The organism is Arthrobacter crystallopoietes (assembly GCF_017603825.1).
In the GTDB taxonomy this organism is placed as follows: Bacteria; Actinomycetota; Actinomycetes; order Actinomycetales; family Micrococcaceae; genus Crystallibacter; species Crystallibacter crystallopoietes_B.
The window spans coordinates 1,015,909-1,039,760 of record NZ_CP072014.1; the positions used below are offsets into that span (position 1 = coordinate 1,015,909).

26 protein-coding genes and 1 tRNA gene are annotated in these 23,852 nt (G+C 63.6%); 18 read left to right on the top strand and 9 right to left on the bottom strand.

Going from position 1 to position 23,852, the window contains the following annotated elements; translation table 11 throughout:
- The first annotated feature begins 23 nt into the window (after positions 1-23).
- The 7 genes from J5251_RS20460 to J5251_RS04730 all read left to right on the top strand — a co-directional run bounded on the left by J5251_RS20460 (position 24) and on the right by J5251_RS04730 (position 5,609).
- Positions 24-155 (top strand): hypothetical protein, encoded by a 132-nt coding sequence (locus J5251_RS20460; protein WP_279633631.1) that lies wholly within the window; start codon positions 24-26, stop codon positions 153-155.
- 540 nt (positions 156-695) lie between these two features.
- Positions 696-1,025: a histone-like nucleoid-structuring protein Lsr2 gene (locus J5251_RS04705; protein WP_139003854.1), complete on the top strand. Its 330-nt coding sequence runs from the start codon at positions 696-698 to the stop codon at positions 1,023-1,025.
- A 213-nt stretch (positions 1,026-1,238) separates the two neighbouring features.
- Complete coding sequence (locus J5251_RS04710) at positions 1,239-3,740, top strand: ATP-dependent Clp protease ATP-binding subunit (protein WP_139003855.1); 2,502 nt, start codon at positions 1,239-1,241, stop codon at positions 3,738-3,740.
- 140 nt (positions 3,741-3,880) lie between these two features.
- Positions 3,881-4,486 carry a nicotine blue oxidoreductase gene (gene nboR, locus J5251_RS04715; protein ID WP_208575360.1) on the top strand — a complete coding sequence of 202 codons (606 nt, stop codon included), beginning with the start codon at positions 3,881-3,883 and terminating at the stop codon, positions 4,484-4,486.
- An 82-nt stretch (positions 4,487-4,568) separates the two neighbouring features.
- Positions 4,569-5,078: an amino-acid N-acetyltransferase gene (locus J5251_RS04720; RefSeq protein WP_139003857.1), complete on the top strand. Its 510-nt coding sequence runs from the start codon at positions 4,569-4,571 to the stop codon at positions 5,076-5,078.
- 121 nt (positions 5,079-5,199) lie between these two features.
- On the top strand, positions 5,200-5,421 hold the full coding sequence (locus J5251_RS04725; protein WP_139003858.1) for a hypothetical protein: 222 nt from the start codon (positions 5,200-5,202) through the stop codon (positions 5,419-5,421).
- 2 nt (positions 5,422-5,423) lie between these two features.
- The gene (locus J5251_RS04730; RefSeq protein WP_208575361.1) at positions 5,424-5,609 is read left to right on the top strand and encodes a CsbD family protein; all 186 of its coding nucleotides are present in this window, start codon (positions 5,424-5,426) and stop codon (positions 5,607-5,609) included.
- A 69-nt stretch (positions 5,610-5,678) separates the two neighbouring features.
- Here J5251_RS04730 and J5251_RS04735 read toward each other — a convergent pair whose 3' ends face one another.
- Positions 5,679-6,203: a hypothetical protein gene (locus J5251_RS04735; protein ID WP_139003860.1), complete on the bottom strand. Its 525-nt coding sequence runs from the start codon at positions 6,201-6,203 to the stop codon at positions 5,679-5,681.
- 38 nt (positions 6,204-6,241) lie between these two features.
- A complete protein-coding gene (locus tag J5251_RS04740; protein WP_208575362.1) occupies positions 6,242-7,210 on the bottom strand; it encodes an A/G-specific adenine glycosylase in 969 nt (322 codons plus the stop codon).
- Positions 7,211-7,297: 87 nt separating this feature from the next.
- Between J5251_RS04740 and J5251_RS04745 the strand changes: the two genes are divergently transcribed.
- Complete coding sequence (locus J5251_RS04745) at positions 7,298-7,963, top strand: hypothetical protein (RefSeq protein WP_208575363.1); 666 nt, start codon at positions 7,298-7,300, stop codon at positions 7,961-7,963.
- A 44-nt stretch (positions 7,964-8,007) separates the two neighbouring features.
- Here the strand turns inward: J5251_RS04745 and disA are convergent, their stop codons facing one another.
- The 3 genes from disA to J5251_RS04760 form a co-directional block, all read right to left on the bottom strand.
- Positions 8,008-9,081, bottom strand: a complete 1,074-nt coding sequence (gene disA / locus J5251_RS04750; protein ID WP_139003863.1) for a DNA integrity scanning diadenylate cyclase DisA — start codon at positions 9,079-9,081, stop codon at positions 8,008-8,010.
- A gap of 178 nt (positions 9,082-9,259) precedes the next feature.
- Positions 9,260-10,651: a DNA repair protein RadA gene (gene radA / locus J5251_RS04755; RefSeq protein WP_139003864.1), complete on the bottom strand. Its 1,392-nt coding sequence runs from the start codon at positions 10,649-10,651 to the stop codon at positions 9,260-9,262.
- A 39-nt stretch (positions 10,652-10,690) separates the two neighbouring features.
- A complete protein-coding gene (locus J5251_RS04760; protein ID WP_139003865.1) occupies positions 10,691-11,818 on the bottom strand; it encodes an FUSC family protein in 1,128 nt (375 codons plus the stop codon).
- Positions 11,819-12,104: 286 nt separating this feature from the next.
- Between J5251_RS04760 and pstS the strand changes: the two genes are divergently transcribed.
- The 4 genes from pstS to pstB all read left to right on the top strand — a co-directional run bounded on the left by pstS (position 12,105) and on the right by pstB (position 16,220).
- The gene (pstS, locus tag J5251_RS04765) at positions 12,105-13,220 is read left to right on the top strand and encodes a phosphate ABC transporter substrate-binding protein PstS (protein ID WP_139003866.1); all 1,116 of its coding nucleotides are present in this window, start codon (positions 12,105-12,107) and stop codon (positions 13,218-13,220) included.
- Positions 13,221-13,364: 144 nt separating this feature from the next.
- Positions 13,365-14,294, top strand: coding sequence for a phosphate ABC transporter permease subunit PstC (gene pstC, locus J5251_RS04770; RefSeq protein ID WP_139003867.1), 930 nt, complete (start codon positions 13,365-13,367; stop codon positions 14,292-14,294).
- Entirely contained in the window at positions 14,294-15,409 is a 1,116-nt protein-coding gene (gene pstA, locus J5251_RS04775; protein ID WP_208575364.1) for a phosphate ABC transporter permease PstA, read from the top strand. The genes pstC and pstA overlap by 1 nt, the downstream gene beginning before the upstream one ends.
- Before the next feature lie 31 nt (positions 15,410-15,440).
- On the top strand, positions 15,441-16,220 hold the full coding sequence (gene pstB, locus J5251_RS04780; protein WP_139003869.1) for a phosphate ABC transporter ATP-binding protein PstB: 780 nt from the start codon (positions 15,441-15,443) through the stop codon (positions 16,218-16,220).
- Positions 16,221-16,318: 98 nt separating this feature from the next.
- On the opposite strand, the gene J5251_RS04785 is transcribed toward pstB, so the two are convergent.
- Positions 16,319-17,329 carry an inorganic phosphate transporter gene (locus J5251_RS04785; protein ID WP_139003870.1) on the bottom strand — a complete coding sequence of 337 codons (1,011 nt, stop codon included), beginning with the start codon at positions 17,327-17,329 and terminating at the stop codon, positions 16,319-16,321.
- Positions 17,330-17,947 carry a DUF47 domain-containing protein gene (locus J5251_RS04790; protein ID WP_074700193.1) on the bottom strand — a complete coding sequence of 206 codons (618 nt, stop codon included), beginning with the start codon at positions 17,945-17,947 and terminating at the stop codon, positions 17,330-17,332. It lies immediately after the preceding gene.
- A gap of 79 nt (positions 17,948-18,026) precedes the next feature.
- Here J5251_RS04790 and J5251_RS04795 point away from each other — a divergent pair, with 79 nt between their 5' ends.
- Entirely contained in the window at positions 18,027-18,191 is a 165-nt protein-coding gene (locus J5251_RS04795) for a hypothetical protein (protein WP_171059264.1), read from the top strand.
- A 97-nt stretch (positions 18,192-18,288) separates the two neighbouring features.
- Here the strand turns inward: J5251_RS04795 and J5251_RS04800 are convergent, their stop codons facing one another.
- A complete protein-coding gene (locus J5251_RS04800) occupies positions 18,289-18,936 on the bottom strand; it encodes a hypothetical protein (RefSeq protein WP_139003871.1) in 648 nt (215 codons plus the stop codon).
- A gap of 125 nt (positions 18,937-19,061) precedes the next feature.
- Here J5251_RS04800 and J5251_RS04805 point away from each other — a divergent pair.
- The 5 genes from J5251_RS04805 to thpD all read left to right on the top strand — a co-directional run bounded on the left by J5251_RS04805 (position 19,062) and on the right by thpD (position 22,821).
- Positions 19,062-19,134 (top strand) — tRNA-Lys (locus tag J5251_RS04805).
- 338 nt (positions 19,135-19,472) lie between these two features.
- Positions 19,473-19,982, top strand: a complete 510-nt coding sequence (ectA, locus tag J5251_RS04810) for a diaminobutyrate acetyltransferase (RefSeq protein ID WP_139003872.1) — start codon at positions 19,473-19,475, stop codon at positions 19,980-19,982.
- Between the two features lie 133 nt (positions 19,983-20,115).
- Positions 20,116-21,387 (top strand): diaminobutyrate--2-oxoglutarate transaminase, encoded by a 1,272-nt coding sequence (gene ectB / locus J5251_RS04815; RefSeq protein ID WP_139003873.1) that lies wholly within the window; start codon positions 20,116-20,118, stop codon positions 21,385-21,387.
- Between the two features lie 45 nt (positions 21,388-21,432).
- Positions 21,433-21,831, top strand: coding sequence for an ectoine synthase (locus J5251_RS04820; RefSeq protein ID WP_074700189.1), 399 nt, complete (start codon positions 21,433-21,435; stop codon positions 21,829-21,831).
- 90 nt (positions 21,832-21,921) lie between these two features.
- Positions 21,922-22,821: an ectoine hydroxylase gene (thpD, locus tag J5251_RS04825; RefSeq protein ID WP_208575365.1), complete on the top strand. Its 900-nt coding sequence runs from the start codon at positions 21,922-21,924 to the stop codon at positions 22,819-22,821.
- A 92-nt stretch (positions 22,822-22,913) separates the two neighbouring features.
- Here thpD and J5251_RS04830 read toward each other — a convergent pair whose 3' ends face one another.
- Complete coding sequence (locus J5251_RS04830; protein WP_139003875.1) at positions 22,914-23,819, bottom strand: LysR substrate-binding domain-containing protein; 906 nt, start codon at positions 23,817-23,819, stop codon at positions 22,914-22,916.
- Positions 23,820-23,852 lie beyond the last annotated feature (33 nt).

Genomic DNA, 23,852 nt, shown 5'->3' on the forward strand with positions numbered 1-23,852 from the left:
TCATGTTGGAATATTTGTGGGTATTGGCTCCATCAACCGGTGTCGGCCTGATTTTTTACTTCGCTATGAAAGCCGTGTTCAACGCTGACCGCAGGGAGCGCGAAGCCCTGGCTCAGGCCGAGTACGAGGCCGGCCAGCAGGGGCACGGTAATTAGCATCTCTCTCTAGTTGGCAGACATGGCCAGGCCTGCGGTTCGCCGCAGGCCTGGCCATAATTCTTGTTCCCGTAGTTGTCGTCAGTCTTGAGCGGCAGGATCGATATTCACCAGTGCCGCGGCTAAATATTGTTCGCCGCCGGGCTAATCATTTAGCAGCGGGTAAGAGGTCCATTCACCGACTGTACGGTCGCGCGCCTCCGCCCCGTCGTCGCCAGTGCCGCGGCTGTTCCTATTCGGGGACCCGATAGTGCCTCGGAGTTCAGCTTTGTTGGCCATGTACCGGATCGTAAATGAACATCAACAATACTGGTTATACGGGCTAGGCATGCCGGCCTTCGAATACCTGTGGGAAGCCGATTAGCGTCTTTCGTTGAAATGTCGACACCTTCCATTTCGACATCGATTCGAATAATCGCCGGGCGCTTTAGTGCACAGCTGAAACATGCCGTGTTGCCAGCTATTCATTGATAGGCAATAATCAAATTGGTTTTGGGGAAGCCAATGGGATTACTAAAACTTCAATATAGAGGAGCTCCTGTGGCACAGGAAGTGAAAATCATTCTGGTTGATGACCTGGATGGTGGCAGTGCCGATGAAACGGTGCGTTTTGCGCTGGATGCAATCAATTATGAGATTGATCTTTCATCGAAGAATGCTGACGCGCTGCGAGATGCGTTGAAGACTTATGTCGAGAAGGCCAGAAAGGTTCCCACCCGCGCCGGAAAGGTCAAGCCGGCTTCTGCAGGCCGCAGCCAGGACGCTTCGGCCGTGCGGGCCTGGGCGCGGGAGAACGGTTACACCGTTAGTGAGCGCGGCCGCGTGCAGTCCGAAATCCTCGAAGCTTACCGGCGGGCGCACGGCGGCTAGCAGTACTGCCCGCCTCCATCACGAGCGCAGGGGCAAGTAGATTTTGATAACTCTTCCATAAAGGGCGGACCCCGGGTCCGCCCTTTATCCATACGGTGCGCGGCCTGCCCCGGATCTGCGTTGCAGCCGGTCATTATCCCTAGGGCGAACAGACCCCAAAATCGTCTTTCGGCCACGTAGCATCAAAGTACGCAGTAGCTAGGAGTGTGCGAGATGTTTGAGAGATTTACCGACCGTGCCCGTCGCGTTGTCGTGCTGGCTCAAGAAGAAGCCCGCATGCTCAACCACAATTACATTGGTACCGAACATATCCTTCTTGGATTGATCCATGAGGGTGAAGGTGTTGCCGCGAAGGCGCTGGAATTCCTCGGTGTCTCCCTCAACGGGGTGCGTGAGCAGGTGCAGGAGATTATCGGCCAGGGCCAGCAGGCTCCCAGCGGCCATATTCCCTTCACCCCGCGTGCCAAGAAAGTGCTGGAGCTCTCCCTCCGTGAAGCTCTGCAGTTGGGCCACAACTACATCGGCACCGAGCACATCCTGCTCGGCCTCATCCGCGAGGGTGAAGGTGTCGCCACCCAGGTTCTGGTCAAGCTCGGCGCGGACCTGAACCGCGTGCGCCAGCAGGTCATCCAGCTGCTCTCCGGCTACCAGGGCAAGGAGCCCGTCTCCGCCAGCGGCCAGCAGCAGGAAGGTACTCCTGCCGGTTCCGTGGTGCTGGACCAGTTCGGCCGCAACCTGACCCAGGCTGCCCGCGAGTCCAAGCTTGACCCTGTTATCGGGCGCGAGCATGAGATGGAACGCGTCATGCAGGTTCTCTCCCGCCGCACCAAGAACAACCCTGTCCTGATCGGTGAACCCGGTGTCGGCAAGACCGCCGTCGTCGAAGGTTTGGCCCAAGCCATTGTCCGCGGCGACGTTCCGGAAACCATCAAGGACAAGCAGCTGTATACCCTTGATCTCGGTTCGCTCGTCGCGGGGTCCCGCTACCGCGGTGATTTCGAAGAACGCCTGAAGAAGGTGCTGAAGGAAATCCGCACCCGCGGGGACATCATTCTGTTCATTGATGAGATCCACACTCTCGTTGGTGCAGGTGCCGCCGAAGGCGCGATTGACGCAGCCTCGATCCTCAAGCCCATGCTGGCCCGCGGCGAACTGCAGACCATCGGCGCCACCACTCTGGATGAGTACCGCAAGCACATCGAAAAGGATGCTGCACTGGAACGCCGCTTCCAGCCCATCCAGGTCAATGAGCCCTCGGTTGAGCATTCGATTCAGATTCTGAAGGGCCTGCGCGACCGCTATGAAGCACACCACCGTGTGTCCATTACGGACGGCGCCCTGGACGCTGCAGCCCACTTGTCGCACCGCTACGTTTCGGACCGCTTCCTCCCGGACAAGGCCATCGACCTGATCGATGAAGCCGGCGCACGCCTGCGGATCCGCCGTATGACGGCTCCGCCGGAGCTGAAGGAGATCGATGAGCGCATTGCCCAGCTGAAGAAGCAGAAGGAATCTGCCATCGATGCCCAGGACTTCGAAGGCGCCGCCTCGCTGCGTGATAAGGAAAGCAAGCTCCAGGACGAGCGTGCCGACAAGGAACGCGCATGGAAGTCCGGCGACCTGGACGAGATCGCCGAGGTTGACGAGGATCTGATTGCCGAGGTCCTGGCCAACTCCACGGGCATCCCGGTCTTCAAGCTCACCGAAGAAGAGTCCAGCCGGCTCATGCACATGGAAGATGAGCTGCACAAGCGGGTCATCGGCCAGGACGAAGCCATTAAGTCGATCTCGCAGGCTATCCGCCGTACTCGCGCGGGCCTGAAGGATCCCAACCGTCCCAGCGGCTCGTTCATCTTCGCCGGTCCCACCGGTGTGGGTAAGACGGAGCTGGCCAAGGCGCTGGCGGAGTTCCTCTTCGGCGAAGAGGACGCCCTGATAACGCTGGACATGTCCGAATACTCGGAGAAGCACACCGTGTCCAGGCTCTTCGGCGCCCCTCCCGGTTATGTCGGTTATGAAGAAGGCGGCCAGCTGACCGAAAAGGTCCGCCGCCGTCCGTTCTCCGTGGTGCTTTTCGACGAAGTGGAGAAAGCCCACGCGGATTTGTTCAACTCGCTGCTGCAGATCCTTGAGGACGGCCGTCTGACCGACAGCCAGGGACGTGTGGTGGACTTCAAGAACACCGTCATCATCATGACCACCAACCTCGGTACCCGTGACATCTCCAAGGGCGTCATGACCGGCTTCCAGTCCGGTTCGGATACCAAGACCGGTTATGAGCGGATGCGGGCCCGGGTCCAGGATGAGCTCAAGCAGCACTTCCGTCCGGAGTTCCTCAACCGCGTCGACGACACCGTGGTCTTCCCGCAGCTGACGCAGGAAGAGATCGTCCAGATCGTGGACCTGTTCATCACGCGGCTAAAGAAGCGCCTGGCCGAGAAGAACATGACCATCGAGCTGACGCCGGCGGCCAAGGTCCTGCTGGCTACCCGCGGCTACGATCCGACCATGGGTGCGCGGCCGCTGCGCCGGACCATCCAGCGCGAGGTCGAGGACCAGCTCTCCGAGAAGATCCTCTTCGGCGAGATCATGCCCGGCGAACTCATCCGGGTGGACGTCGAAGGCGAGGGCGAAAACGCAAAGTTCGTCTTCTCCAGCGCCGGCGCTCCCAAGGCCATCGAGGAAGTGCCGGACACCCCGGCGCTCTCCCAGTAGGGTCCGCCCGCACGGGCTCCTAGCAACAAACGCGTCGTACCGGCGGGTCCTGGATATCCCGGGGCCCGCCGTTCGCGTCAACCCCGGCTGCGGCAAACTGTGCGGCTGTAGGGGTGTGGACGGGTGCCTATAGTGAGGGCATGACATCTCGTTCCCAGCCGACCGCCGCCGTGCTGCTCGCCGCGGGAGCAGGCACACGGCTGGGCCGCGGGCCGAAGGCGCTGCTGGAATACCGGCAGGAACCGCTCGTCTCCTATCTGGTATCCGTGCTGCGGAACGGCGGATGCACTGAAATTGTGGTGGTCCTCGGAGCAGGTGCCGGTCAGATCCGGCGGCAGGCCGATTTGTCCGGCTGCCGTGTGTTGGACAATCCCCACTGGTCCGGCGGCATGGGCAGCTCCTTCCGGCTGGGCGCAGCCGCGGTGCCAGCGGGATTCCACATGCTGGCCGTACTGGTGGACCAGCCCGGCCTCACGTCCGCCATCGTCAGGAGGCTGCTGGACAGCCATAAGCCCGGCCGTGTCACCGCGGCGGCTTACCGGGGAACGGACGGCGAATTGCAACGCGGGCATCCGGTGCTGTTCGATGCGGCGCTCGTGGCACAGGCTGCGGAAACAGCGAGCGGTGACAGCGGGGCGCGCGGCTTTCTGCTGGACCACACGGATCTGATCGATATCGTGGACTGCTCGGATGAGTCCGACGGCGGCGACGTCGACACCGCCGCCGACCTTTACCGTCTGGAATGACAACCCAGCCCCCGCAAGCAGTGTCGTGGCGGCCGAAGCCCCGGCGGCAGATTCGACCGTAAACGGGCCCTAAACTTGCACCATGACTGCATCCTTCACGATCCGGCCCGCGCGTACGTCCGATGTTGCCGAGATCCGCCGTCTGGTGAAGCCGCTCGCCGACAAGCGTGTGCTGCTGGAGAAGGAAGCCGTGGCCTATTTTGAGAGCATCCAGGAGTTTAAGATCGCGGAGGCTTCCAACGGCGAAGTAATCGGTTGCGGGGCGCTCCACGTGATGTGGGAAGACATCGCCGAAGTACGCACTCTTGCCACCTCATCGGCATGGCGGGGCCACGGGGTGGGCCGGGCGCTGCTCGAGGCACTGCTGACAGAGGCAGTCAGTCTGGGCGTCAACCGGGTCTTCTGCCTGACCTTCGAAGTGGACTTCTTTACCCGGCACGGCTTCGAGGTCATGGCCGACCAGTCCGCAGTTGACCCCGAGGTGTATTCCGAACTGCTGCGGTCTCACGATGAGGGCGTCGCCGAGTTCCTGGACCTGGCCCGGGTCAAGCCGAACACTTTGGGAAACACCCGGATGATCCGGGCGGTCTAACGGCCACGAGGGGTGGACAGCCCGCTACTGCCTGTGCCACGGTGAAGATGTTGGGAATAACCAGCAAGCGGACGGGCCGATCTCCCGATCGGACTGTCTCTCGATCGAAAGTGAGAACGCTATGGGTATTGACGACATCACCAACGCAGCCAAGGGTGCCTTCGGAAATGATGAGGGCGGCGGCGAGCAGAGCGGCGGCCTCGCGGACCGCGCCAACGACACAGTGGACAACGCACAGGAGCAGCACGGGGAAAAGCTCGGCGGCTTCGGCGACCAGGCAAACGACGCTGTCGACGGTGCCCAGGAGCGCTTCGGCGGCGGCCAGCAGGAAGAAGGGCAGTAGCCATGGGTTTGGGCGACAGGATCGAGAACAAGGCTCAGGAAGCCAGCGGTAAGATCAAGGAGAAGGCCGGCGACGCCACGGATAATCCGGACCTGCAGGCCGAAGGCCAGCTGGATCAGGCCGAAGCCAAAATCAAGGATGTCGGGGAAGACGTGAAGGACCGCCTGGACGGCGATTCGAAGCGCTGAACCCGGAGATCACCTACATGACGGAAAGGGAGGGGCGGCATGTCCCTCCCTTTTTCCTGCCGTGTAGATCTACCGTGGACGCAGTCCTGTTGGGCCAAGGGTCAAAGCGAGCTGCTGCGCTTCGCCCGGGCACTCTTCGCCGTTGGGAAAGACTGTTTCCGTCGCGACGGAGAGCCGTTCCGTTTCGACGCGCGTGCCATCTTGGCGTGTCGTGAAGGTGCGGACCTGAACCTCGCCCGCAGGCAGCGAGTCGAGCTGTGCGAAGCCAGTCAGCGTTCCGTCCGGTGTGGAGGTAGCCGAGCAAACTCCGTAGGGTTGATCCGACTCGCACCCCAGGTCGATCGTGCGCTGGCCCGGGTGCAGGTCAAGCGGGATTCTTTCGCAGGTGCCGTCCCAGCAAACCTGCATGTCCGCCTCGCGAATGTCGTCGGCAAGCTCCTGTTCAACCGTGAGGCCGACCCCGGACACTGCGCCGATTTCCGTACAGGCGTGGCCGTCGGAGCCGGTGGAGGCACCGCAACCGGTAACCATGACCAGCAAGGCGGCTACCGCCGTCGTTGTTAGGGAGCTTCCCTCCGAGCGGTTCAGCCGCATACTGCGAGCTTAGAAGCGGCAGCTGCTGCAGCCAAGCCTCAATTTGGTAACCGCACACCTGCACCGGCTGTTTCGGCGAGTCCGTCCGCGAGCAGCCCGTCCAGAGAACGTGCCAGTTGCTCGTCGCTGGCGCCGAGCGATCGCAGCTTAGTGAGGTGGAGTACGTGTCCCGAGCCGTGGTCCACGAGGTCCACCGTGCCCAGCAGCACCTCGCGCAGAACCGGCGTTTCCGCCTCGCGCAGCACAGCCATCATGGCGCCGCGTACCTGTCGGTCCGTGCCGGCCCAGGCCTGTCCCTTGGGCACATAATGCGCTTCGGGCTGCCCCGCAGCTATCCAAGCACACTGCTCCCGCACCGGGCAGGAGCCGCACTTGGGGGAGCGCGCGGTGCAAACCAAAGCTCCGAGCTCCATCACGGCAGCATTCCATGCCTTGGTCTCCCGGCCGGGCATTAGCGCTGTAGCCAGTTTCATTTCCGCCGACGTCAGGGACGGCGCGGGCAGGGCGTTGCCGGTGACGGCGCGGGCATGGACCCGGCGGATGTTGGTATCCACCACCGTTTCCGGCCGTTCGAAGGCGAAGGAGGCGATCGCGGCGGCGGTATAGGTGCCAACGCCCGGCAGCTGCAGGAGTTCTTCCCGGGTGTCGGGGACCTGCCCGCCGTGCCGCTCCACGATCGCTGCGGCGGCCGAATGCAGCCGCAGCGCCCGGCGCGGATATCCCAGCCGGCCCCAGGCGCGGAGCGCTTCGCCGCTGGATTCGGCGGCCAGCGCGGCAGGGGTGGGCCACCGCTGCATCCACTGCTCCCAGACCGGCAGGACTCGGACCACAGGGGTCTGTTGAAGCATGAATTCGCTGACCATGATGCCCCACGGGCTGCACTGGGGCTCCCGCCACGGCAGCTCGCGCGCATTGTCGGCGAACCAGGACGTGATCTGTTCATGCAGATACCGCGTCTGACCTGGCGCCGGAGCCGGTTTTGCGTGAGTGATCGTGTGGTTGGGCATGGCATTCCTTGTCTGTGACCACCAATACCTTACTGCCTCGGCGTGGTGTTACAGCTCCGGCCGCGCAACTGTCTCTAGCCTTAAGGTATGGCAGGTACAGGCAGGGGATCATCGCGCGGCAGTGGTGCCTCGGCGACCCGGAATACTGCACGTTCCGGCCGCAAGCCGAGCCCGGCCGTCTACCGCAGACGCAGGCTGGCGCTACTGATCGCAGCCTTGATGGTCATTGCCCTGCTCGTTGCCACGGGATTCTGGATTGCCAGCCTCTTCGGCGGCGGCAGCCAGCCCGCAGCGGACAACGACGACGGCGGCGGCAGCGTTCCGGTGGTTTCCTCGCCGGCTGCTTCCCCCAGCCCGATGGCCAGTGCAGCCTGCGATGAGTCCAAGATTTCAGTGACCGCATCCACGGATGCTCCGGCCTACGCGGCCGGTGAGAATCCGACTCTGATCCTCGAAGTCGCCAACAAGGGCGACTCCGCTTGCGAGGTCAACGTGGGCACGGATGCCATGGAGTTCCTGGTGACCAGCGGCGAAGACCGCATCTTCTCGTCCAAGGACTGCGCCGTGGACACCAGCGAACTGATGCGGACCATCGAGCCGGGCAAAAGCGAACGGGCACAGTTCACCTGGGAACGCAACCGGAGCGCCCCGGGCTGTAAGGCAGTCAACGCCAATCCGCAGCCCGGGACCTATGTCCTGACGGCAAAACTGGGGCCATGGACCAGCGACAAAATCGTGTTCGACCTGCAATGAGCCAAGCATCCCTTTGCGCCGGTGGCGAAGGGGCTGTCCCGCTCCTACATAAAGCGGTCGAGGAGGCTGGTCTCGGCGATTCTGGAAAGTCCCTCGCGGATGACGCGGGCGCGCTGCTCGCCGATTCCGTCCACGGCCATCAGATCATCGATGTTCGCCGCCATCAGGTTCTGCAGGCCGCCGAAGTGGTCCACCAAGCGGTCTGCCACTGCCCGCGGAACGGACTTCACCGCCGAGAGCAGCCGGTAGCCGCGCGGCTGGACAACCGCTTCGAGTGAGTCCACGCCGGGCTGGAAGCCCAGGACGCTGGCAATCCGCCCCAGATCGATCAGGTCCGTGGCGCTGAACGTGCGCAGGGATTTCAGGGCAGGTTCGACCTCGATGCCGCCTTTGACCTCGGCGTAGTCGCGCAGAATCATTTCGCTGTCGGGGCCGAGCCCGGAGGTGAGCTCATCGAGTTGCAGGGACAGCAGCCGTCCGTCGACGCCGAGTTCCAGTACGTATTGGGAGATTTCCTCCGAGATCCGCCGGACCATTTCCTGGCGCTGCAAGGTCACGGCGACGTCCCGCAGCGTGACCATGGCCTCGATCTCCAGGGCCGAAAGCGAGCTGGTCACCTGGTCCAGGCGGGCGCGGTAGCGTTCCAGCGTGGCGAGGGCCTGGTTGGCGCGGGCCAGCACCGGCTCCGAACCTTCAAGCACATGCCGGATTCCGTCAACATACAGGGCAATGATCTGCATGGACTGGCTGACCGAAATCACCGGCAGCCCGGTCTGGATGGCCACCCGCTCGGCCGTGCGGTGCCGGGTGCCCGATTCCTGCGTGGGAATAGACGGGTCCGGAACCAGCTGGACGGCGGCTTTGATGATGTTTGCAGCGTCCTGGTCGCAGACAATTGCACCATCCATTTTGGCCAGCTCGCGGAGACCTGTGGGCGAGAAGCCGATGCCAATGTCGAACCCGCCGCTGCTGATTGACTCCACCTGCTTGTCATAGCCGAGGACGATCAGGGCGCCCGTGCGACCGCGGAGGATCCGTTCCAGACCGTCGCGCAGCGCAGTGCCCGGAGCGACACGTGCCAAGGTAGCCTTCAAGGCGTCCTCGGGGCTCTTAGCCATGAAGTTTCCTTTGATCAGTAGGTCGCGGTGCAGTCGGGCGGGAGCCCGCGGCCTCCGGTTCCGGAAACGCCGCGTGAAACAGCCATTAGGCACCATAATATGCCGACGCGGCGCGCGTCGCCGCCGCGGTTAGGCAGGACGGCTGCTATGGCGGGAGCCGTCCGCGGGTACGGCCCGCTTAACTGGGGCTGGCAGTGCCCGCGCCGAAGAGCAGATCCAGTGCCTCGGCCACGGTGCCGACTTCCTTGACGCGGAATCCCTTGGGCACCTGCCCGGGCCCGCCGTGGGAAGAAGGGACGACGGCATGGGTGAAGCCCAGCCGTTCCGCTTCCTGGATGCGCCGTCCGATTCCGGGCACGGGCCGGACCTCTCCGGCCAGTCCCACCTCGCCGAAGGCGATCAGGCCCTTGGGCAGCGGCTTGTTGCTTTTGGCCGAGGCGATGGCCAGCGCCGTGGCCAGATCAGTGGCCGGTTCCGTCAGCTTCACGCCGCCGACGGTGGCCACGTAGCTGTCATCCTTGTGCAGCGACATGGCTGCCCGGCGCTGCAACACGGCCATCATCATGGCCACCCGGGAGGAATCAAGGCCGCTGGTAGCCCGGCGCGGCTGCGCATTGGAGGTCTCCGCGAGCAGTGCCTGCACCTCGGCCAGGAGCGGTCTGCGGCCCTCCATAGTCACCGTGATGCAGGTACCGGAAACCGGCTCCGCCGCCGTCGACATGAACAGCCCGCTGGGGTCAGCCAGTCCTTCGATCCCCTCTTCAGTCAGGTCGAAGCAGCCCACTTCGTCGGTGGGGCCGTAGCGGTTCTTGATGGCACGAAGCAGCCGCAGCCTGGAGTGTCGGTCTCCCTCGAATTGGCAGACCACATCCACGAGGTGCTCCAGCAGGCGGGGCCCGGCAATGGAGCCGTCCTTGGTGACATGGCCAACCAGGATGGTGGTCATATTCCGGGTTTTCGCTGCGTTGATCAGCGAGGCAGCGACTTCGCGGACCTGGGTCACGCCGCCGGCGCTGCCCTCGACTGCAGAGCTGCTCAGGGTCTGGACCGAATCCACGATGAGCAGCGAGGGGTCCGTCTTTTCGATCTGGCCCAGTGCGATGCCCAGATCCGATTCGGCGGTCAGATACAGGGAATCCGCGACGGCGGAAATGCGTTCGGCGCGCAGCTTGACCTGCGCGGCCGATTCCTCGCCGGTGATGTACAGAACATCCCTGGCCAATCCGGCGACCCGCGCCGCCACGTCGAGCAGCAGGGTGGACTTGCCCACGCCCGGCTCACCCGCCAGCAGAATGACGGCGCCGGGCACCAGCCCGCCGCCCAGCACCCGGTCCAGTTCGCCGATGCCGGTGGCCTGGAAAGCCGCCGTCGAGGCGTCTACGTCCGCGATGCGCTGCGCCGGTTTCGCCACGGCCGCGGCCGGCGTCGTTCTTGAGACGACTGCCCCGGCCTCCTCCACGGTGCCCCAGGCCTGGCACTCGCCGCAACGGCCTACCCACTTGACGGTGCTCCAGCCGCATTCGGCACATCGGTAGGCGGGCGCTTTGGCGCGTGCGGTCTTCGAACTCATGGAATCAGGCTAACGGAACGGTGTGACAATCCCGGCCGGTCACAGTTTGGGCAGGTACGCTGCCGCTTCGTCATGGGTCAGGCCGGTTGCCTCCAGCAGGTCGACCATGAGTGGACGGAAGACGAGGACCAGGCCTTCACCTTCCAGCTTCTGGATGCCCAGGGTCTTCGGATGCAGCCGAGTGGCCACCGCGGCCAGTTCGTTCCGGGCAGAGCTGAGCCGGCGTTCGCGCGCCCCGCCGTCCGGGTCCGACAGGCCCGCGGAGAGTACCTCGACGGCGTCGGCGGCTTCCAGCAGCACCTCGGCGAAGGATTCGATGGCGTCGTCGGTCATCGCCGCATGGTTGATGGCAGAGGTCAGGCGCCGGGAGAAGACCCGGCTGTTGCGCATCGCCAGGTCAATCATCTCCGCCGACTTCTGCAGATCGCCCACTTCTTCGCGGTGGCGGCGGTACGCGGGGGATATCCGGGCCACTTCCTGCGCGCCCGAGAAGGACGTGCGGACATCGTCAATCAGCTTCTGCGAGGCGCGTGCCCGGACCAGGGCGTGCCAGGCCAGCGTGGAGTCGCTGCGGCTGAGCGCATTGGAACATTCGCGCAGCACCGACGCCAGCTCGCTGAGCAGCTTCTGCAGGTTGGTTTTCGGGGCGGAGCGCGGGTCCCCGGGGATGAGCATGGTCACGATCAGCGCCATTGCCCCACCCACCACCGCATCCAGACTGCGCGTGAACGGGCCGCCGTCGGGGGCCGGCAACAGCACCACAAGCACGGACTGGAGGCCCATTTGCGTGGAGAAGATAGAGCCGCTGTCGAGGAAACGCGCCAGCAGGATGGAGATCAAGAGGACGGCGGCGGCCTGCCAGATTCCGGAGCCGAGGAAATGCAGGAGCAAATCACCGACGGCGATGCCCAGGGTGCAGCCGATGGCTACTTCCATGACCTTGCGGAAACGCGGACCGGTGGCGAAGCCCAGTGCCACCAGCGACGCCGTTGCGGCGAACAGCGGACCCTCGTGGCCCAGGAGCTGCTCGGCGATCACGTAGGCGGCGACGGCACAAAGTGTCATCCGCGCAGCCGGAAAAAGGGACGCTTTGCTCCGGCTGAAACCCACGCGGGTCCGGTTGCGCAGGAAAGTACGGGCTCGCGAGAGAGGGCCGCCGGTACTCATGAGTTCAGTCTAGGCGGGAAGCCGCCGGCCTTCGGAACTGTGCCGCTGTGCGTCGCCGGAGCGACGGGACGGGCATACGCGGGCCCGTGCCCTAATACGATGTCCATCACAAAAGCAACAGCACCAGCGGCGATGTTAGCGAATGGCCCGCATCTGTTCACTTTCCGTTCATTTTGACCCGCCAATCTTGTTACCTGACACGAATAGCTTCGTAGAAGTACGAAACCGCCCGGCCATCACCGCGCATTTCGTCCATCTCGTTTGCTAACCCTGAAAGGGAACCAAAGTGAAGGCATTCCGCTTCGGCCGCGCGGCCGCAGTACTTTCCGTAGCAGCCCTGGCCCTGACCGCCTGCGGCTCCGACAACGCCACCGGCGGTGGCCAGGAACCGGCCGGCAGCGCCGCGGCAGCCGAAAGCGTTTCCGGCACCCTGTCCGGGGCCGGTGCCTCTTCCCAGGACTCGGCCATGCAGGCATGGATCGCCGGCTTCCAGTCGCAGAACCCCGAAGCGAACGTCCAGTACTCCCCGGACGGCTCCGGTGCCGGCCGTGACAACTTCCTGGCCGGCGGTGTGCAGTTTGCCGGTTCGGACGCCTACATGGATGAAGAAGAACTGGAGAAGTCCAAGGAGATCTGCGGCCCCGAGGGCGCCTTCCACATCCCGGGTTACGTTTCCCCGATCGCTGTCGCCTTCAACCTTGAAGGTGTCGAGGAGCTGAACCTCGATGCCGAGACCATCGCCAAGATTTTCCGCGGCGAGATCAAGAACTGGAACGACGAGGCCATCGCCGCCCTGAACGAGGGCGTGGAACTGCCGGATACCCCCATCACCGTTGTCCACCGCGCGGACGACTCCGGCACCACCGAGAACTTCGTGGAGTACCTCTCCGCTGCCGCTCCCGACGTCTGGACCGACGAGCCCTCCGACGCCTGGCCTGCAGACATTGTGGCCGAGAACGCCCAGGGCACCTCCGGCGTCGTCTCCGCCGCCAGCGCCACCGATGGTGCCATCACCTACGCCGACGCTTCCGCCGTCGGGGCTTTGGGTACCGTCAAGGTCCAGGTCGGCGAGGAGTTCGTGGGCTACAGCCCCGAGGCCGCCGCCAAGGCAGTTGAGGTTGCCACGCCTGTTGAGGGCCGCAGCGACGTCGATATGTCCCTGGACCTCAAGCGCGACACCACCGAATCCGGGGCCTACCCGATCGTGCTGGTTTCCTACCACATCTACTGCAGCACCTACTCCGACCAGGAGACCGTTGACCTGGTCAAGGCTTTCGGCAACTACGTAATCAGTGAAGAAGGCCAGCAGGCTGCTGCCGACTCCGCGGGCAGCGCACCGCTCTCCGAGAACCTGCGCGAGCAGGCCGGAACCGCTCTCGAATCCATCTCGGTGGCTTCGTAGCAACGCACGCAGGGGAGCCCCGCCGTCGAAAAATGACGAGCGGGGCATCCCCGTGTCAGGGAGCCGACGTTGCTCCCATGGACAAAACAGTGAAAACTGACAAAAGCCAGACCGCTAGAAAACAGGAGCCCGAAGGGTTGTGAAGTGTCCAACACATTGACAGAAAGCGGCAGCAGAGGCCGTGCCGGAGATAAGGTTTTCTCCGGCATTGCATTGTTCGCCGGCTGCCTGATTCTCTTCGTCCTTTTCTGCGTGGCGGTATTCCTGCTGTGGCAGGCCCTTCCGACGTTCGCCGCCGATCCGGCCGAAATCACCGGCGGTAACGGCTTCTGGACCTACATCTGGCCCATCGTGATCGGCACGCTCATCGCCGCCGCGATCGCGCTGCTGATTGCTACCCCGGTCTCCATTGGCGTGGCGCTGTTCATCTCGCACTACGCCCCGCGGAGGCTGTCCCAGAGCCTCGGCTACGTCGTCGACCTGCTCGCCGCCATCCCCTCGGTGGTTTACGGCGCGTGGGGCATGACCGTGCTGGCGCCGGCCCTGGTAGGCCCGTACGTCTGGCTGGCGGAGAACGCCGGCTGGATCCCGATCTTTGCGGGCCCGGCGAGCCAGACCGGCAAGACCATGCTGACCGCCGGTATCGTGCTCTCGGTCATGGTGCTGCCGATCATCACCTCGCTCAGCCGGGAGATCTTCCTGCAAACGCCCAAGCTGCACGAGGAAGCCGCGTTGGCGATGGGCGCCACCCGCTGGGAAATGATCCGGATGACCGTCTTCCCCTTCGCCCGCGCCGGCATCATCAGTGCCGTCATGCTGGGCCTGGGCCGCGCCCTGGGCGAAACGATGGCCGTTGCCATGGTGCTCTCCGGCGGCGGCCTGATCGCCAGCCTGATCCAGAGCGGTAACCAGACCATCGCGGCCGAAATCGCGCTGAACTTCCCGGAGGCTTTCGGGCTGCGACTGGCGGAGCTCATTGCCGCCGGCCTGGTCCTGTTCGTCATCACCCTGGCCGTGAACATGATCGCCCGCTGGATCGTTAGCCGTCACAAAGAATTCTCGGGGGCAAACTAATGTCACAGACCGCTACGCGTACGCCTTCGCCGCTGCGTAAGAACACGCTGACCAAGAACCAGTTGCCCAAGTGGGCCATCTGGGCGGTGCTGGCCGGCTCGCTGGTCCTCGGCGCTGCAATTTCCTCCCTGATCGGCTTCCACGTGGTCGGCTGGGCGCTGTTCTCCGCCGTCATCTTTGTGATCGCCGGGTTCCTGGTCACGCTCTCCGTTGAGGGTGAGCGCAAGGCCAAGGACCGGTTCGCGTCCAACCTGATCTACGCTGCATTCATCGTGGCGCTGGTGCCGCTGGTCTCCGTGATCTGGACGGTCCTGGAAAAGGGCCTTCCCGGTATGACCTCCAACTTCCTGTTCACCTCCATGAACGGCATGACCGGTGTGGTGGACAACGAGACCGTCGAGAACGGCACCCCGGTGCTCGGCGGCGCCTACCACGGGATCGTCGGCACGGTCCTGATCACCTTCTGGGCGACTGTCATATCGGTGCCGGTGGGCCTGCTGACCGCCGTCTACCTCGTTGAGTACAGCAAGGGCGGCTCGCTCTCCCGCGGCATCACGTTCTTCGTCGACGTCATGACTGGCATTCCGTCCATCGTCGCCGGCCTGTTCGCGGCGGCGCTCTTCGGCCTGATCTTCGGTCCGTCCACACGTACCGGCTTTGTCGCTGCCGTGGCGTTGTCCGTGCTGATGATCCCCGTGGTGGTGCGCTCTACCGAGGAAATGCTCAAGATCGTGCCCAACGAGTTGCGCGAAGCGTCCTACGCCCTCGGCGTGCGCAAATGGCGCACGATCGTCAAGGTGGTGGTGCCGACGGCGATCTCGGGTATTGCATCCGGTGTCACCCTGGCCATCGCCCGGGTCATCGGCGAAACCGCTCCACTGCTGGTCACCGCCGGTTTCGTCAACAGCATCAACTTCAATGCGTTTGCGGGCTGGATGACTACCTTGCCGACATTTATCTACCGGCAGCTGATGAACCCCACCTCGCCGACGAACATCGATCCGAGTGCCCAGCGGGCCTGGGCCGCGGCGCTGCTGCTGATCCTGGTTGTCATGCTGCTGAACCTGATCGCCCGGGTTATTGCCCGCCTCTTCGCCCCCAAGACCGGCCGCTAAGCCTCCACCTGCGTCCAAGAGAAGGAACACTATGTCCAAGCGTATCGACGTCAATGATCTGAACGTCTACTACGGTAATTTCCGGGCCGTTGAAGGCGTGAGCATCAACATTGAGGCTAAGTCCGTCACCGCGTTCATTGGGCCCTCCGGCTGCGGCAAATCCACCTTCCTGCGGACCCTGAACCGCATGCACGAGGTGCTTCCGGGCGCCCGGGTCGAGGGCGAAGTGCTCCTGGACGGGGAAAACCTCTACGGGCCCGGCGTCGACCCGGTCACAGTGCGGAGCCAGATCGGCATGGTTTTCCAGCGGCCGAACCCGTTCCCCACCATGTCCATCCGGGACAACGTCCTGGCAGGCGTGAAGCTGAACAACAAGCGCATCAGCAAGTCGGATGCGGACGCACTGGTGGAGAAGTCGCTGACCGGCGCCAACCTGTGGAACGAGGTCAAGGACCGTCTGGACAAGCCGGGCTCCGGCCTCTCCGGCGGCCAGCAGCAGCGTCTGTGCATTGCCCGCGCCATTGCCGTCTCCCCGCAGGTGATTCTGATGGACGAGCCGTGCTCGGCCCTGGACCCGATCTCGACCCTTGCCATCGAGGACCTGATCGAGGAACTGAAGACCGAATACACCGTGGTGATCGTGACCCACAATATGCAGCAGGCCGCCCGCGTCTCGGACAAGACGGCGTTCTTCAACATCGCCGGCACCGGCAAGCCCGGCAAGCTGATCGAATACAACGACACGCCCACCATCTTCAACAACCCGAGCGAGAAGTCCACCGAAGACTACGTCTCCGGCCGCTTCGGCTAACCAGCAGTGTCCCGGTTCAACCGGGTCTGCACAGCTGCCTACGGCGGCACCCGGCGGTTACACGCCCGCCGGGTGCCGCCGTCGTGCTTTGGCCGAAGCTACAGCAGCGGATCCAGCGCCAGGTAGAGGACCGCGCCCATGGTTGCCGTCGCGACGGCGGTCAGGACCCAGGTGAGGAAAACACGGTTGGCCACACGCCAGCGGACGGCGTCGAAGCGCTGGTTGGCGCCGGCCCCAAGGATGGACGAGGTCATGGTGTGCGTGCTGGAAAGCGGGATGTGCAGGGCCATCCCGCCGAAAAACAGCATCGCCGAACTAACGCCTTGTGCCACGGCCCCGCGCAACGGGTCCATCCTCACCAACCGGTAGCCCAGAGTGTGCGAGAGGCGCCAGCCGCCGAACAGGCTGCCCGCGGCCAGCAGGGTCGCCGCGAACAACTGGACCCACAGCGGCATCCGGCTCCCGGTATCCAGCCCCGCAGCGACCAGCGCCAACAGCAGCACGGCCATGGTCCGCTGTCCGTCCTGGAGTCCGTGCCCCAAGGCAAATGCGCCGGCGAGGATGGATTGGATCATCCGGTTGGTCTCGTTGGCCCGTTTCGGCGCCGTGTAGCGCGAAATCCAGGTCAAGGGAAACACCACTACGTAGGAGATGGCGAAGGCGATGACGGGGGAGAGCAGCAGCGGCAAGACTATCTGCGTGCCGATGAAGTTATCCCCGGCGATGATGTTGTGGCCACCGAGGAAAGCGGAGGCAGCGCCGGAGCCCACCAGCCCGCCCACCAGCGCGTGTGTGGACGAGGAAGGCATCCGCCGCCACCAGGTGTAGATTCCCCAGCCGCAGGCGCTTAGCAGGCCGGCTATGAGGATGCCGAGGCCCTCGGGCCCTTCAGGCAGGCCAATCCAGGCCTCGCTGACCAGCAGGGCCAGGCCGGTGGAGATCATCGCGCCGGCAAAGTTGAAAAAAGCCACGAGAACGACGGCGATGCTCGGCGTGAGTGCGCGGGTGCGGACAGCGGTGGCTGCGGCATTGGAGACGTCATGGAAACCGTTGATGAAGGCGAAGGATCCGGCGAAGACGACGACTGCTGCGAACAGGAACAGCTCCACCTACGATTCCTTGATCAGAATCTGGCCCACGTGGTTCGAAACGCGCCGCAAGTCCTTCGTGACTTCCACGAGTTGGTTGGCGACGTCCCGGTGGCGCAGGTAGTTCGGAGTCTTCAGCTCCTTCTGCGCCTCCGCGGTCCAGTTCCGGTGGGTCCGCTCCGCCCGCTTGGCCAGCCGCAGCATTTCCACGTAGTACTCATCCAGATCCAGCAGGGAACTCAGACGCCCCATTGCGTCCCGGGTCAGCTCCGACATGCGGGCGATGACCTCCAGCTGCTCCGACGCCCTGGTGGAAAGCCGTTTGACCCGGTTCAGCGCGATCAGCTCGGCGGCGCCGTCGAGCTTTTCGTAGGCCTCCACGATGTACCGGGAGATCTGGAAAAGGTCCTCGCGGGGCAGCGGCGTGATGAAGCTGGTGCGCACGTGTGTCATCAGCGCGAAGTGAAGCTCGAAAACCTTGGCATCATGCTGGTGCAGCTCTTCGGCCAGCCGGTCGTAGTCATCTGCCGAGGCACCGAGGATTTCGGAGAGCGTGGTGACGCCGTGGGGGATCTGACCCGCCATCTCGGTCAGAAGATCCAGGCTCTTGTTCTCCTGGGGGAAAAGGCTTAGCTTCACTGTTTCACCGAAGGTCTCTAGCTGGGGAAGAAAACTGCGGAGCTGAGGGCGTCCGCAACGCTAAGAGTATCGTCTGAAAGTGAACAAAAATAATGGTGCCGAACTGGGAGCGCCTCTCGGCGGATGGCCGCTCAAAGCGGCTAAAAGTTGGAGCCCGGGGCTGCCACAGTTCGACACCACCTTCAGTTTTCTACGCCTGAGCATCGATGTCAACCACCGCAGAATAACGGGGAAAAAACGCTAAATCTGCTGGATAATCAGGCCGGACAGGGCTAACATGCCCCGCGTTCAACGGCCTTGCGGGGCCGGTGCTGCGGGGCTCTAAGGGACTGTCTGTTGGCTTAGTCCAGCTCGCCGCGGCGCCAGGCAACTGCCGCCGCTTCGAGGTCCTCCGCCGTCTTGATCAGACGGTGGGAGCTCTGTGTGAGTTTTGCCGCATGGTTCTCATTGGCGGGTTCGGCGGCGTCCGCATGGTGCGTCTGGCCGAGGGCCACAACGCGGCAGAATGCAGCCGAGCGGTCCAGTGCGACGTCGAAATCGCCGTCGAAAGCTCCCGACAGAATGGTGTCCGCCATCTTAGTGACTTCGTCCGCTCCCGGAGGCTCGGCAACACCGGCCACCACCTTGGACACTTCGGCGACGTCCTTGCCGGCCTTGAAGAACGCGGACATGCGCTCGGGGTTCTGCTGGGTGGCGGTGCGCAGGGCATAGAGCCGCCAGAGCGCGCCGGGCAGCGACCGTGCGGGACTCTCGGCCCACATCTCCGCAATGGCGTCGAGGCCCTGCTGGTCCGCCAGCTTGACCAACCGCTTGGTGATCTCGGGGTCATCCGATTCCCGGCCATGGTGGACCAGTGCCTGCGCCGCCAGGTGGGCTGCTTCGGAAACCCGTGCCGGGTCCGCCCCGCCGGTGAATCCTTCGAAGTCCAACGGAGCAAATGGCTTTGGCTTATGCGGCCGCGGTACGTCAATTCCGTTGTTTCCGTCCATGCCATGACGATACTCCTACGGCTCATATCGGTCGAGGACCGGCGATTCATCTGTAGGGGCATGGGTGCGATAAAGTAAGTAACGGTCGATTTGGTCCGGGTCTTGTATCCGGCCGGATGACTGGAGGGCCTTTAGCTCAGTTGGTAGAGCATCGGACTTTTAATCCGCGGGTCGCGGGTTCGATCCCCGCAGGGCCCACCGCCGCAGTACCCCTGCCAGACGATATGTCGGGCAGGGGTACTGGCGTTTAACCAGGGACCTCCGGGGTGCTTGAAACGGCCGTTTCGGGTGGCGCGCACTCCCGGACGCCGACCTTTTACTCCGATGTGTCGATTTTGTCACAGCGCAAATGTCACAGAATGGTAACGATAATTATCCCGGCGATCTAGGCCGTCGCCATTTCGCCGATTGCCAAGCAAAACAAGGCCAAACGCGGAATGCGCCGAAGCGGCCGCGGAGAGCCCTGAGCGCCCAAAACGTGTCAAATCCGCGCATCTCGGGTTGATTATCATCCAGATCTCGTTACGGTCGAATAGATGGTTCAAGAACTCGCAGAAACCCAGACACGTCCGAGGCTAGAAGCAAAATTCCGTAAACCAACCCTGAATGATGGCGCTGCATTGTGGCGCATGGCGAAGGACTCCCAAGTCCTCGATTTGAATTCGTCCTATTCCTATTTGCTGTGGTGCCGCGACTTTGCGGAAACGTCAGTCGTCGCCACCATTGATGATGAACCGGCCGGTTTTGTTACCGGCTACGTGCGCCCCGATGAGCCCGGCACCTTGATGGTGTGGCAGGTTGCGGTCAACCAAGCGTTCCGAGGTCAGAAACTCGCCGCCACCATGCTCGACGAGCTGGCCGCACGGCTGGATTCCGACTTCGTTGAAACGACGATTACCGACGACAATGCTGCATCCATGCGCCTGTTCTCCAGCTTTGCCGAGCGCCGGAATGTTCCGCTGGAGCGCGATCCCCTGTTTACCCGGAGCATGTACCCCGACGGCCATGACACGGAATTCCTGTTCCGGATTGGCCCGCTGAACTAGGTATTTATTGCCTGCTTGTCCTGCTTTTTCTCCGCAGTTTTGCTCCAGCTCTGATTTTGTTAATCCGCGGCTGCATTTCGCGTACCTCCCGAGAGGTCGCAGCGGCCGCACCACATGAAGGAAGTTCTTTCTCATGACAGATATTTTTGAAACGCTTGAATCAGAAGTCCGTGGATATTGCCGCAGCTGGCCCACCGTTTTCGAACGCTCGCAGGGCAGCACCATGTACGCCGAAGACGGCAAGGAGTACCTTGACTTCTTCTCCGGCGCCGGCGCGCTGAACTACGGCCACAACAACCCGCTGCTGCTTGAGCCGCTGCTGGATTACCTGCGCAGCGGTGCCGTGGTGCACTCGCTGGACATGAAGACCCCCGCCAAGCGCCGCTTCCTGGAAACCTTCCAGGAGGTCATCCTCAAGCCGCGCGGAATGGACCACAAGGTCATGTTCCCCGGCCCCACGGGCACGAACTCGGTCGAGGCTGCCCTGAAGCTGGCCCGTAAAGTCACCGGCCGCCAGCACATCCTCAGCTTCACGAACGCGTTCCACGGCATGACGCTGGGTTCGCTGTCCGTCACGGGCAACTCGATGAAGCGCAAGGGCGCAGGCATCCCGCTGACCAACAGCTCCAAGATCCCCTACGACGATTACTTCGACGGCGAGACCGCGGACTTCCTGTGGCTGGAGCGCGTGCTCGAAGACAGCGGTTCCGGCGTGGATAAGCCCGCCGCCGTCATCGTGGAGACCGTCCAGGGCGAAGGCGGCCTCAACGCCGCGCGCCTGACCTGGCTCAAGGGCCTGTCCGACCTGTGCAAGAAGCACGACATCCTGCTGATCGTCGACGACGTCCAGGCCGGATGCGGCCGCACCGGTACGTTCTTCAGCTTCGAGGACGCGGGCTTCACCCCGGACATCATCTGCCTGTCCAAGTCCATCTCCGGTTTCGGCCTGCCGATGGCACTGACCTTGTTCCGTCCGGAGCTCGATGTCTGGGAGCCGGGCGAGCACAATGGCACGTTCCGCGGCCACAACCCGGCCTTCGTGACCGGCACCGCTGCGCTGAACACCTACTGGCGCGACGACGCCTTCCAGCAGCAGGTTGCTGCCCGCATCGCCCAGCTGCACGAGGGCCTGGAGCGCCTCGCCGCTACGGTCGAGGGCGCCAGCGTCCGCGGCCGCGGCCTGTTGGCCGGTGTGTTCTTCCCGGACACCGAAACCGCCGGCAAGATCGCAGCCGCTGCCTACGAGCAGGGCCTGCTGGTGGAAACCTCCGGCCCCGAGAGTGAAGTTGTCAAGCTCATGCCGGCACTGACCATCACCGCCGAGGAGCTGGAGCGCGGTCTCGGGATCCTGATCGAGGCTGCCAAGACCGTCACCGGTGCACGCGAACTGGTCGGCGCGCTCTAACCAACGCCGCTGCCCGAAGATTACCCCAAGACTTAAGGAGCATCCATGCTTGTTGTGAACCTGAACGATCTGAACGACACCGACCGCGACGTGAAGTCCGAAACCTGGCGCAGCCGCCGCATGGTGCTGGCCAAGGAGGGCGTGGGTTTCTCGTTCCACGACACCGTGATCTACGCCGGTACGACGTCGACGTTCCACTACGCGAACCACATCGAGGCCGTCTACTGCGTGCAGGGTGAAGGCACGCTGACCAACGAAGTCACCGGTGAAGTCCACGATCTCAGGGACGGCACCATGTACCTGCTGGACGGCAACGAGAAGCACACCGTGCGCGCCACCACCGAGTTGCGCATGGCCTGCGTATTCAACCCGCCGGTCACCGGACGCGAAGTCCACGACGAAAACGGCGTCTACCCGCTGGTGGTTGAAGAACCAGCCCACTAAGACCCCCGGTCAGGTAAAAAGTCCGATCAGCCCAAAGCTGGCCGGGCTTTTTCCTTATCGGTAGCAAAAAAGGAAACGAGGAGGATAGGAATGACTGCAACAGCAGAACCACGCATTGATGTTTATCCGACACGTGTGGCAGGAAAGCCCAGCGTCCAGGCCCGTGAAGACAAGGTTGTCTGGGGAACCGCGGCTGAGGGACCCATGGATGTGGCCACGCTCGCCGGTTACGAGGAAAAGGGCTACCTCACCATCGAGCAGCTCGTCACGCCGGAGGAACTCGAGACCTTCCGGGCAGAACTGAAGCGGCTTTCCGAAGATCCGGTGGTCCGCGCGGACGAGCGCACCATCGTGGAGGCCAAGTCGCAGGAAGTCCGCTCGATCTTCGAGGTGCACAAGTCCAGCGAGGTCTTCAAGCGGATTGCCAATGACCCACGGGTGGTCGGCCGGGCCAAGCAGCTGCTCGGCTCGGACGTGTACATCCACCAGTCCCGCGTGAATTTCAAGCCCGGCTTCGAGGGCAAGGATTTCATGTGGCACTCCGACTTCGAGACCTGGCATGCCGAGGACGGCATGCCGCGGATGCGCGCCGTGAGCATCTCGATTTCGCTGACGGACAACTACTCCTTCAACGGACCGCTGATGATCATGCCCGGTTCGCACAAGGAGTACATCTCCTGTGACGGCAACACGCCTGAGGACAACTACAAGAAGTCCCTGGTGATGCAGGGTGCCGGCGTCCCGGACAAGGCGATCCTGACCGAATTCGCCGACCGCTTCGGCATCGACGTGCTCGAAGGCAAGGCCGGCGGCGCAATCATGTTCGACTGCAACTGCATGCACGCTTCGAACGGAAACGTTACGCCCTTCTCGCGCTCCAACGTGTTCATCGTGTTCAACAGCGTGGAGAACGCGTGTGAAGAACCGTATTCCGCCGGCGCACCGCGTCCGGAGTTTGTCGGCTCGACGGACTTCACACCGGCTGGCTGACAGTACATAACCCATCACCTACAGCTGCGGCCCGCTTGGCAAAGGCGGGCCGCAGCTGTTTGAAAACCTGGAGCCTAGCGGCGCGGACTAGTTTAGGTGCCCGCTACCTGTTCAGCAGTCTGCTCCAGCACCCGGCGGAACGCCAGGATGGCCGGCCGGTGCGCGCTGGCGTGGCGGACTGAGGTGAAGACTGTTCGCCGCGGCTGGCCGGGAAGCTCCAGCAGCTCGCAACTGGTGCTCCGGCCCGTCCACACCAGGTCGGGCATGAAGGCCACGGCGTTGCCGGATTCGATCAGGCGGATCTGGGCCTGCAGGTCCGCGGTCTCGTAGCGCACGTCCGGTTCGAAGCCGGCGGTGCGGCAGGCCTGTTCCGCCCAGTGCCGGGAGGCTGCGCCGCGCGGCTCCATCACCCACGGCAGGTTCCGGGCATCGTCCACCGAGGAAACGGGGCGGCGGCTGCTGCCCTGCGGCGGCGCGGCCAGCCGGATGGCGTCCGTGGTGAGGCGGGTGCGGTCCAGCTCCGGGTGATGCGGGGCCGCATGCCCGGGGTATTGCTCCGCGACCACCAGGTCGAAGTCCCGGGCCCAGGTTTCATACAGCGCGGTTTCCGGTTCCCGCTGCACCATCTCGATCCGCACCTCAGGATAAGCGGCATTCATGGCGCTCAAGGCATCGGGCATCAGCGCCAGCGCGGCCGACTGGAACACGGCCACGCGCACGGTGCCGGTCACGGTGGTCAGCGACGCAGCCAGATCCGTCTCGGCCCGCTCCAGCGTCTGTAGCAGCTCTGCGGTATGGGCCACGAGGACTTCCGCCTGCGGCGTCAGCTGCACCTTGCGCCCGGTTTTGCGCAACAACTCAACCCCGGCCTCCTTCTCCAGCAGGGTGAGCTGCTGGGAGACGGAAGACGGGCTGAAGTTCAGTGCCGCGGCGACTTCGGCGAGGGTGCCGCGGATCTTCAGCTCGCGCAAGAGGCGCAGCCTGCGTACGTCCAGCATGGCGCTCCTATCATTCGTAATAACCAACGGATA

Excerpts from the sequence above, each read along its gene's own strand:
- J5251_RS04725 (WP_139003858.1), top strand. The coding sequence starts at position 5,200 with ATGGGTATTGACGACATCACCAACGCAGCCAAGGGTGCCTTCGGAAAT.
- J5251_RS04730 (WP_208575361.1), top strand. The coding sequence starts at position 5,424 with ATGGGTTTGGGCGACAGGATCGAGAACAAGGCTCAGGAAGCCAGCGGT.
- disA (WP_139003863.1), bottom strand. The coding sequence starts at position 9,081 with ATGGCTAAGAGCCCCGAGGACGCCTTGAAGGCTACCTTGGCACGTGTC.
- ectA (WP_139003872.1), top strand. The coding sequence starts at position 19,473 with ATGGTTCAAGAACTCGCAGAAACCCAGACACGTCCGAGGCTAGAAGCA.
- pstB (WP_139003869.1), top strand. The coding sequence starts at position 15,441 with ATGTCCAAGCGTATCGACGTCAATGATCTGAACGTCTACTACGGTAAT.
- thpD (WP_208575365.1), top strand. The coding sequence starts at position 21,922 with ATGACTGCAACAGCAGAACCACGCATTGATGTTTATCCGACACGTGTG.
- J5251_RS04820 (WP_074700189.1), top strand. The coding sequence starts at position 21,433 with ATGCTTGTTGTGAACCTGAACGATCTGAACGACACCGACCGCGACGTG.
- J5251_RS04740 (WP_208575362.1), bottom strand. The coding sequence starts at position 7,210 with ATGCCCAACCACACGATCACTCACGCAAAACCGGCTCCGGCGCCAGGT.
- ectB (WP_139003873.1), top strand. The coding sequence starts at position 20,116 with ATGACAGATATTTTTGAAACGCTTGAATCAGAAGTCCGTGGATATTGC.
- radA (WP_139003864.1), bottom strand. The coding sequence starts at position 10,651 with ATGAGTTCGAAGACCGCACGCGCCAAAGCGCCCGCCTACCGATGTGCC.
- J5251_RS04830 (WP_139003875.1), bottom strand. The coding sequence starts at position 23,819 with ATGCTGGACGTACGCAGGCTGCGCCTCTTGCGCGAGCTGAAGATCCGC.
- J5251_RS04745 (WP_208575363.1), top strand. The coding sequence starts at position 7,298 with ATGGCAGGTACAGGCAGGGGATCATCGCGCGGCAGTGGTGCCTCGGCG.
- J5251_RS04760 (WP_139003865.1), bottom strand. The coding sequence starts at position 11,818 with ATGAGTACCGGCGGCCCTCTCTCGCGAGCCCGTACTTTCCTGCGCAAC.
- J5251_RS04710 (WP_139003855.1), top strand. The coding sequence starts at position 1,239 with ATGTTTGAGAGATTTACCGACCGTGCCCGTCGCGTTGTCGTGCTGGCT.
- nboR (WP_208575360.1), top strand. The coding sequence starts at position 3,881 with ATGACATCTCGTTCCCAGCCGACCGCCGCCGTGCTGCTCGCCGCGGGA.
- J5251_RS04735 (WP_139003860.1), bottom strand. The coding sequence starts at position 6,203 with ATGCGGCTGAACCGCTCGGAGGGAAGCTCCCTAACAACGACGGCGGTA.
- J5251_RS04800 (WP_139003871.1), bottom strand. The coding sequence starts at position 18,936 with ATGGACGGAAACAACGGAATTGACGTACCGCGGCCGCATAAGCCAAAG.
- J5251_RS04720 (WP_139003857.1), top strand. The coding sequence starts at position 4,569 with ATGACTGCATCCTTCACGATCCGGCCCGCGCGTACGTCCGATGTTGCC.
- pstA (WP_208575364.1), top strand. The coding sequence starts at position 14,294 with ATGTCACAGACCGCTACGCGTACGCCTTCGCCGCTGCGTAAGAACACG.